Raw genomic sequence first — 8,614 nt, forward strand, 5'->3', positions numbered from 1 at the left:
GTCTATTAGGGTTTTTTAGGCTCTGCAGCCAGCAAGGCAGCGCGAGCAGCCTCACCCTTGCGGCCCACAACTATGGCAGCCACCCAGAGACCAATCAAAACCACCCCAATAATGAAGAAGGATGGCTCAACAAATCCGAAGCCGATCATCGCTACCTGCATCAGCGAACCAATTACAAATCCACCTGGGCGTCGCACAAGTGCCGCTGCAACAAATAACAAGAATGAAACCACGCAACCATAAATAATTGCAGCGCTTGAAGCATCTTTCATAGCAAGAAGGATTGCAAAACCCATTGTCATGCTCTCAGCAATCAGAACTGATGCTCCAAGAATTTTCATTGTGCAAACTTCTTTCGCAAGTATGTGCGAGCTTCACCAACTGTGACAACAGATCCGGTCACAATAATTCCCACTGTGTCTTCACTCAGCGGACGCACAGCATCCCCAACTGCTCTATCTAACGCAGCACCTAAATCTGACACTTCAAACACTCGATCTGCTCCAAATATCTTTGATGCAATTTTTTCTAACTCACCAGATGGCATCGCACGTGATGAAGAGCTTTGCGTAACAATGACATGATCAACAATCTGCTCTAACTCCTGGAGTATTCCAGTTGCATCTTTATCCCCAAATACACCCACAACTGCGATGATTTCATCAAAATTGAACTCATTTAATAATGTCTCAGCCAAAGCTTTGGCACCATGTGGATTATGTGCAGCATCTAAAATTACTGTTGGATCGCGATGGACAACTTCACAGCGCCCAGGGGAGGTAACAGCTGCAAAACCAGCACGTACCGCATCAATATCTAGTGGCTGATCTCCAAAGAAGGCTTCAACGGCGACAAGGGCTGAGGCTGCATTTGCTGCTTGATGGCGACCATGCAATGGTAAAAAGATTTCATCGTATGTGTCATGAATACCTTGAATCGTCAATAACTGACCACCAACAGCAACTGCCCTTGATGCCACTAGGTACTCAACGCCTTCACGCACAACATCTGCGCCTACTTCTGCCGCCTTTCGGATTAACTCTTTAGCAGCCTCTGGCTCTTGCTGGGCAAGCACAACAAAGCCACCTTCTTTGATAATTCCAGCCTTTGTAGAGGCAATCTCATGCAATGTATTGCCTAGGTACTCCATATGATCAAAACCAATAGGCATTAATACCGAAACATCGGCCTCAACAACATTTGTTGCATCCCACTGCCCGCCCATGCCAACTTCAATAACTCCCACATCAACTGGATGTTCAGCAAAGGCTGCAAAAGCTAATGCAGTTATTGCTTCAAAGAAGGAGATGGGATGTTCAAACTTTGTATCCATCAAGTCTAGGTATGCAGCAATATCGTTGTAAGAAAAGATTAATTCTTTAGGATCAATGGGCTCACCATTAATGGCAATGCGTTCGCGATATGTTTCAAGGTGTGGGCTAGTAAAGCGTCCTGTGCGCAGGCCGTGGGCAAAGAGCAATGAATCAATCATGCGTGAGGTCGTTGTCTTACCGTTAGTGCCACCGATGTGAATCGTGGGATAGGTCAACTGAGGTGAACCTAATAGATCAACCAGTGCTGCAATACGTTCTGTACTTGGAGCAATACGAGTTTCTGGCCAACGAGCAAGTAATGCTTGCTCGATTGCATCTACTCTTTCTTGATCGTCAGGTGAAATCATCATGCTTGTGGCAGCGCAGCTAATGCTGAAGTAATACGCGCAATATCTGCAGTCGTCTTTTCAAGTCGCTCGCGAATCTCAACAACGACATCTTCTGGCGCTTTTGCCATAAAGCCCTGGTTGTTTAGCTTGACTTCAGCGGTTTGCTTATCCTTTCTAGCTGTTACTAAATCCTTTTCAAGACGTGCACGCTCTGCAACGACATCGACAGATCCTGTTAGGTCAAATTCGATTGTTACCCCTGCTGCCTCGCACTTGGCACTCGGTGTTATGTCACCAAGTTCCATGCGCACAACAAATGCAACCGCAGATGTGTAATCTGCAATTTCGCCCTTTGCAACGATGCGTCCTGGGATCTTTAGCGAACTCTTGATTCCTTGATCGTTACGGAAGCGGCGAACCTCAGTGATGATCTCTTGTAGCTTGCCAACAAGGTTTTCTGCCTTCTTATCAACGTGGGCAGCGTTGGCTTGTGGCCATTGCGCAACAACTAGGGATTCTCCCCCAGTTAACGTGGTCCACATTTGCTCTGTAATAAATGGCATTACTGGGTGCATCAAGCGGAAGAGTTGATCTAAAACATAACCAAGTACACGCTTTGTTGAATCTGCAGTGCCTGATGCAAAGGCTTCCTTTGAAAGCTCTAGGTACCAGTCACATAGGTCATCCCATGCAAAGTGATACATCAACTCACAGGCTCGAGCGAACTCATACTTCTCCAGAAGCTCTGTGGTCTCTTTAACAGTTTCAGACAAGCGGCTCAGGATCCACTTATCGATGGCGTTGAGTGACTCAAGTGGTGGTAGATCACCCAAAACAGTTGCACCATTCATCATGGCAAAGCGTGTTGCATTCCAAAGCTTTGTTGCAAAGTTACGGGAACCACCGATCCAGTCTTCGGCAAGTGCTTGATCTGTGCCTGGGTTAGCACCACGTGCCAATGTAAAGCGCAACGCATCTGCTCCGTACTTGTCCATGAATTCAATGGGATCAACAACATTTCCACGGCTCTTTGACATCTTCTTACCAAATTGATCGCGTACTAAACCGTGCAACATGATTGTTTTAAAAGGTGCAACACCATCCATTGCAAAAGTAGACATCATCATCATGCGCACAACCCAGAAGAACAAAATATCATAACCAGTCACAAGCACAGATGTTGGATAGAACTTTGCAAGATCTGCAGACTTTTCTGGCCAGCCAAAGGTAGAAAATGCCCATTGCCCAGATGAGAACCAGGTGTCTAGTACATCTGGATCTTGTGTCCAACCGGCAGGTGCGCTTTCATCAGGACCAACAACTACTACCTCACCATTTGGTCCATACCAAACAGGAATTCTGTGACCCCACCACAACTGACGAGAAATACACCAGTCATGCATGTTGTCGACCCAATCAAAGTAACGTGGTGCAAGTGCTTCAGGTTCAATTTTTACCGCACCGCTTCGAACAGCATCTGCAGATGCCTTTGCCATCGGTGCAACTTTTACAAACCACTGCTTTGATAAACGTGGCTCTACGGTGATTTCGCAACGAGAACAATGACCAACTGCGTGCAGGTATGGTCGCTTTTCAGCAACGAGGCGACCTTCTGCGCGCAACGCTTCGACTACAGCCTTACGTGCATCAAAGCGATCCAGGCCATCAAATGCGCTGTTGGTGCCAATGACTTTTGCATCAGCATCCAAGATCACGATATTTGCCAAGTTATGTCGAACACCAATCTCAAAGTCGTTTACATCGTGGGCGGGAGTTACCTTCACCGCACCTGTACCAAAAGCAGGATCAACATGTTCGTCAGCAACAATCGGGATCTCGCGATTAATCAGCGGCACCTTTACTGTCTTGCCAATCATGTGTGAATAACGCTTGTCATCTGGATTAACCGCAACGGCAGTATCACCCAGCATTGTTTCAGCACGTGTTGTTGCAACAACGATCTCTGTATCACCTTCTCCATAGCGAATTGAAACGAGCTCGCCTGCATCATCGCTGTGCTCTACTTCAATATCTGACAACGCTGTTAAGCATCGTGGACACCAGTTGATAATTCTTTCTGCGCGATAAATTAAATCTGCGTCATACATCCGCTTAAATATTGCGACGACAGCCTTGGACATTCCCTCATCCATAGTAAAACGTTCGCGAGACCAATCAACTGAGGATCCCAAACGCTTCATCTGTTCAAGAATGGCACCGCCTGATTCCTCTTTCCATTCCCACACCTTTTTAACAAACTCTTCGCGACCAAGATCATGACGTGATTTTCGATCTGTTGCTAATTGTTTTTCAACAACGTTTTGAGTTGCAATTCCTGCATGGTCCATGCCAGGTAACCACAAAACTTCAAAGCCTTGCATGCGCTTCATGCGCGTTAGGCAATCCTGCAAAGTTTGATCTAGTGCGTGACCGATATGTAAAACGCCGGTGACATTAGGTGGTGGTAAAACAATAGAAAAAGGAGGCTTACTAGAAGTTGCATCAGCTGTGAAATATCCGGCATCAACCCACTTTTGATACAGCGCAGATTCAATCTCGTTTGGCGAGAAGGATGAGGCTAATTCACGGCTTGAAGACATAGTGCGCAGTCTAGATTATGCGCTCTTCTCCTCTGCACCTTTTGGTGCTCGTGAGCGCTTTGGACCTGTGTGATGTATCAATGTTGGCGCTCCACCAGATGTGATGCACTCCTTGGTGATAATCACCTTTTCAACATCTGTGCGGCTCGGAACTTCATACATCACTGTTAGAAGTGCGGATTCCATGATTGCGCGAAGTCCACGGGCACCTGTGCCACGTTCTTGTGCAAGATCTGCAATTGCAAGTAAGGCTTCTTCATCAAAATCTAACTCAACATGATCTAAATCAAATAGACGCTGATACTGCTTCACAAGAGCGTTCTTTGGCTCGGTCAGAATCTGCATCAAGGCAGGCTTATCAAGGTTTTCAACACTTGTTAGTACTGGCAGGCGCCCAATGAACTCTGGAATCATTCCAAACTTCAATAGATCCTCTGGCATCACATCGGCAAAGATATCCTTACGGTTCTTATCTGTTGCATCTTGCAGAGTTGCATTAAAGCCAACGCCTGATTTGCCAATGCGGCTTTCAATAATCTTTTCAAGGCCAGAAAATGCCCCACCAACAATGAACAAGACATTTGTAGTGTCAATCTGAATAAATTCTTGGTGTGGGTGCTTGCGACCGCCCTGAGGTGGCACAGATGCAACAGTTCCTTCAAGAATCTTCAATAGCGCTTGCTGAACACCTTCACCTGAGACATCGCGTGTGATTGATGGGTTTTCAGATTTGCGGGCAACCTTATCGATCTCATCGATGTAGATGATTCCTGTTTCAGCCTTCTTCACATCATAATCTGCTGCTTGCAAAAGCTTCAGCAAAATGTTTTCAACATCTTCACCGACGTAGCCTGCTTCAGTTAACGCAGTTGCATCTGCGATTGCAAATGGAACGTTGAGCATGCGAGCCAAAGTTTGCGCCATAAGTGTCTTGCCGCAACCAGTTGGCCCGAGCATCAAAATATTTGACTTTGCTAATTCAATTCCGCCATCACCCTTTGATTCACCACTCTGCACACGCTTGTAATGGTTATAGACGGCAACAGATAAAGACTTCTTTGCACGATCTTGACCGATTACATATTGATCTAGAAATTCAAAGATTGCTTGTGGCTTAGGAAGCTCTGACAAACCAAGGGAAGCCGCTTCGCTGAGCTCTTCAACGATGATTTCATTACATAGTTCAATACATTCATCACAGATATAAACGCCAGGACCAGCAATAAGCTTTTTTACTTGCTTCTGGGTTTTGCCGCAGAAGGAGCACTTCAGCAGATCGCTTGTTTCACCGATTCTTGTCATGGCACTCCTTATAAGCCCTGGCAGGGGAAGGCAGGGTCTTCTAAGAGATAACTGTACTTTTGGCTCCGCCTAGTTGCATTCCTTTTAAGCGCCATAACTGTTCGCTCTTAGAATAATTACTTCTTGGCTTTGCGTGAAGCAAGAACTTGATCAATGATTCCGTACTCAACAGCTTCGGCTGCTGTAAGAATCTTGTCGCGCTCTATGTCTTTACGGATTTCTTCAGATGACTTCACCACATGGCGTGAGAGAAGGTCTTCTTGCAAGCGAGTGATGCGATCGATTTCGCGAGCTTGAATTTCAATATCAGATGCCTGACCGCCACCTTCTGATGATGGTTGGTGAATCAAGATGCGTGAGTGTTCTAGTGCGTAACGCTTGCCCTTAGCACCACCAGCAAGAATTACCGCTGCTGCAGATGCTGCTTGGCCCAAGCAAATTGTGCTGATATCTGGGCGCACAAACTGCATGGTGTCATAAATGGCTGTTAGCGCTGTAAATGATCCACCAGGTGAGTTGATGTAGATCATGATGTCGCGATCTGGATCCATGGATTCCAGAGTCAAAAGCTGTGCCATTACATCGTTTGCAACGGTGTCATCAATTGGCTGGCCCATGAAAATGATGCGCTCTTCAAAAAGCTTTGTATATGGATCTTGACGCTTGTATCCATAGGCTGTCTTTTCTTCGACAGTTGGAAGAACGTAGCGTGCATTAATTTCTTGGAATGTCATTACGCTTTCCCTCCTGTGATTTGTCCCAGTGAAGTGACTACATGATCAACAAAGCCATAATCCTTTGCATCTTTTGCATTAAACCAGTTGTCGCGATCTGAGTCAGCAAGAATCTTTTCTAGAGTCTGACCTGTATGCAAAGCATTTAACTCTGAAAGAGTTTGCTTTGTAATAGCCATCTGCTCAGCCTGAATGCGAATATCAATTGCGTTTCCACCAATTCCACCTAGTGGTTGGTGCATCAAAATACGTGAGCTCTTAGTTGAGTAACGCTTACCCTTGGCACCAGAAGTGAGAAGGAACTGACCCATTGAAGCAGCCATTCCAAAGGTAACTGTTGCTACATCATTGGGGATTAATTGCATGGTGTCGTAGATCGCCATACCTGCAGTGACTGAGCCACCAGGTGAGTTGATATACATAAAAATATCTTTCTTCGCATCTAATGAAGATAGGAGTAGCAACTGAGCACACAACATGTTGGCCATGTCGTCGCGCACTTCACCTGACAAGAAAACAATCCGCTCTTCAAGCAGGCGGTTGTAAATCTGGTCCTTCATCTTGCTCTCTGTATCCACGTCAATTGCCTCCCGTATTTTTACCTGTGGTGACCCTAACAATTAAGCAGCCCAAATGCTTCCCGATTATGAGAAATACATGCGTGAACTGTGTCGTGTTCGCTGTAGGCGGAGAGAAAAAGAAGGTTTAAGCCTCTTCGACTAGATCGGCTGGGTTTGGCTGTGGCGCAAGGGCTTCTAGGTCAATCACATTTCCTGAAGCATCCTTAACAGTGATGCGACCCAAAACAGATGCAAGCGCCTTTGCTCGAGTTACCTCGGCTACCAACTGCTGAATCTGTCCAGCCTTTTGTAGCTCTTCTGCAAACTGCTGTGGCGCCATTCCGTAACGCTGTGATGTGCGCACTAAGTACTCAGTTAACTCAATTTCAGTAACCTGAACTTCTTCAGCAGAAACGATTGCATCAAGCAAGAAATCAGATTTTAGAGATGAACGAACCTGACCATCAACTTCTGCGCGGTGCTCTGCATCTTCCAAGCGTCCTTCACCCTCAAGGTGATCATTAACCTCTAGTTCAACAAGATTATCTGGAACTGGAATCTCATTGTCTGCAAGTAGTTTCTCAACGAGACGGTCGCGTGCTTGTGCGCCTTGTTCCATCTTCTTCACGCGCTCTAAGCGTGCAACAAAATCAGTCTTTAACTCGGCTAGTGTGTCGAACTCAGATGCCAGCTTTGCAAAGGCATCATCAACTGGTGGCAGCTCGCGCTCTTTAACAGCCTTAACAGTTACTGTTACCTCGCCCTTTTCGCCCTCTTGCTGGCCAACTAGTTGAGTTTCAAATGTCTTCACATCTGTGGCCTTCATGCCGATTAACTTCTCATCCAGACCATCGATCATCTTGTCTGAACCAACCTCATAAGAGATGTCGTTAGCTTGTCCGCCATCAACCTCTTTGCCGTCAATAAAGGCGGTCATATCAAGGGTAGTGAAATCTCCATTTTTGACTTCGCGCTCAACAGTTGTCAGTGTTCCAAAGCGTGTGCGCAATGACTCGATCTGCTCATCAACATCTGCATCTGCAACAACCACATCATCAACCTCAACCGTGATCTTGGAAAAATCTGGCAATACAACCTCTGGGCGAACATCAACCTCAACGGTGAAAACAAGCTTGTCGTTATCTACAAACTCTTTCACATCTACTTCTGGACGACCAATAACGGCAACATTGTGCTCACGAGCAGCTTGGCCATAGAACAAAGGAAGAGCTGAGTTAATTGCCTCATCGATGACAGCTCCGCGACCCACGCGCTGATCAATCATTGATGCAGGAATTTTTCCCTTACGGAAACCTGGAATGTTTACCTGCGCAGCAACCTTCTTATAAGCGTTAGCTACATGTGGTTCAAGATCAGCGTAAGGAACTTCAACATCAAGACGAACACGAGTTGGAGAAAGAACTTCGACTGAACTTTTCACTAATTTCTCCTAATGGGATCGAGGAAGAACGAAACAAACTGGTCGGGGCGGGGAGATTCGAACTCCCGATCTCCTGCTCCCAAAGCAGGCGCGCTAGCCACTACGCTACGCCCCGAGGCGCAAAGCAGGAGTCTAAACCAGATTTCGTACTCTGATTACCGACCCAGTACCTTTAGCCCCTAAGCACCTGCGGGTGTAGCTCAATGGTAGAGCCCCAGCCTTCCAAGCTGGCCATGCCGGTTCGATCCCGGTCACCCGCTCCAGTTTGTTTATCCGATAGATCCGACCTTGTTAATGAGGGCTCGGCCACTGAA

7 protein-coding genes and 2 tRNA genes are annotated in these 8,614 nt (G+C 46.4%); 1 reads left to right on the forward strand and 8 read right to left on the reverse strand.

Annotation, left to right across the window (positions count from 1 at the left end):
* Positions 1-5 precede the first annotated feature (5 nt).
* The 8 genes from AC9UEY_RS03945 to AC9UEY_RS03980 form a co-directional block, all read right to left on the reverse strand.
* Positions 6-341 carry a DUF4233 domain-containing protein gene (locus AC9UEY_RS03945; protein WP_509538065.1) on the reverse strand — a complete coding sequence of 112 codons (336 nt, stop codon included), beginning with the start codon at positions 339-341 and terminating at the stop codon, positions 6-8.
* Positions 338-1,684 (reverse strand): bifunctional folylpolyglutamate synthase/dihydrofolate synthase, encoded by a 1,347-nt coding sequence (locus AC9UEY_RS03950; protein ID WP_509538068.1) that lies wholly within the window; start codon positions 1,682-1,684, stop codon positions 338-340. Before AC9UEY_RS03950 ends, AC9UEY_RS03945 begins: the two co-directional genes overlap by 4 nt.
* On the reverse strand, positions 1,681-4,263 hold the full coding sequence (locus tag AC9UEY_RS03955; protein WP_509538071.1) for a valine--tRNA ligase: 2,583 nt from the start codon (positions 4,261-4,263) through the stop codon (positions 1,681-1,683). The genes AC9UEY_RS03950 and AC9UEY_RS03955 overlap by 4 nt, the downstream gene beginning before the upstream one ends.
* A 15-nt stretch (positions 4,264-4,278) precedes the next feature.
* Entirely contained in the window at positions 4,279-5,565 is a 1,287-nt protein-coding gene (gene clpX, locus AC9UEY_RS03960; protein WP_509538074.1) for an ATP-dependent Clp protease ATP-binding subunit ClpX, read from the reverse strand.
* A gap of 116 nt (positions 5,566-5,681) precedes the next feature.
* Positions 5,682-6,299 carry an ATP-dependent Clp protease proteolytic subunit gene (locus AC9UEY_RS03965; protein WP_509538076.1) on the reverse strand — a complete coding sequence of 206 codons (618 nt, stop codon included), beginning with the start codon at positions 6,297-6,299 and terminating at the stop codon, positions 5,682-5,684.
* Positions 6,299-6,895: an ATP-dependent Clp protease proteolytic subunit gene (locus tag AC9UEY_RS03970; protein ID WP_509538080.1), complete on the reverse strand. Its 597-nt coding sequence runs from the start codon at positions 6,893-6,895 to the stop codon at positions 6,299-6,301. Before AC9UEY_RS03970 ends, AC9UEY_RS03965 begins: the two co-directional genes overlap by 1 nt.
* Positions 6,896-7,004: 109 nt before the next feature.
* Positions 7,005-8,300, reverse strand: a complete 1,296-nt coding sequence (tig, locus tag AC9UEY_RS03975) for a trigger factor (RefSeq protein ID WP_509538078.1) — start codon at positions 8,298-8,300, stop codon at positions 7,005-7,007.
* 39 nt (positions 8,301-8,339) lie between these two features.
* Positions 8,340-8,415, reverse strand: a tRNA-Pro gene (locus AC9UEY_RS03980).
* 74 nt (positions 8,416-8,489) lie between these two features.
* Here AC9UEY_RS03980 and AC9UEY_RS03985 point away from each other — a divergent pair.
* Positions 8,490-8,563 (forward strand) — tRNA-Gly (locus AC9UEY_RS03985).
* Positions 8,564-8,614 lie beyond the last annotated feature (51 nt).

The organism is Candidatus Planktophila sp., from assembly GCF_040402275.1.
GTDB lineage: Bacteria > Actinomycetota > Actinomycetes > Nanopelagicales > Nanopelagicaceae > Planktophila.

What these genes read in the sequence shown, in the direction of transcription:
- AC9UEY_RS03945 (WP_509538065.1), bottom strand. Translation starts at nt 341, where the DNA reads ATGAAAATTCTTGGAGCATCAGTTCTGATTGCTGAGAGCATGACAATG.
- AC9UEY_RS03950 (WP_509538068.1), bottom strand. Translation starts at nt 1,684, where the DNA reads ATGATGATTTCACCTGACGATCAAGAAAGAGTAGATGCAATCGAGCAA.
- AC9UEY_RS03955 (WP_509538071.1), bottom strand. Translation starts at nt 4,263, where the DNA reads ATGTCTTCAAGCCGTGAATTAGCCTCATCCTTCTCGCCAAACGAGATT.
- clpX (WP_509538074.1), bottom strand. Translation starts at nt 5,565, where the DNA reads ATGACAAGAATCGGTGAAACAAGCGATCTGCTGAAGTGCTCCTTCTGC.
- AC9UEY_RS03965 (WP_509538076.1), bottom strand. Translation starts at nt 6,299, where the DNA reads ATGACATTCCAAGAAATTAATGCACGCTACGTTCTTCCAACTGTCGAA.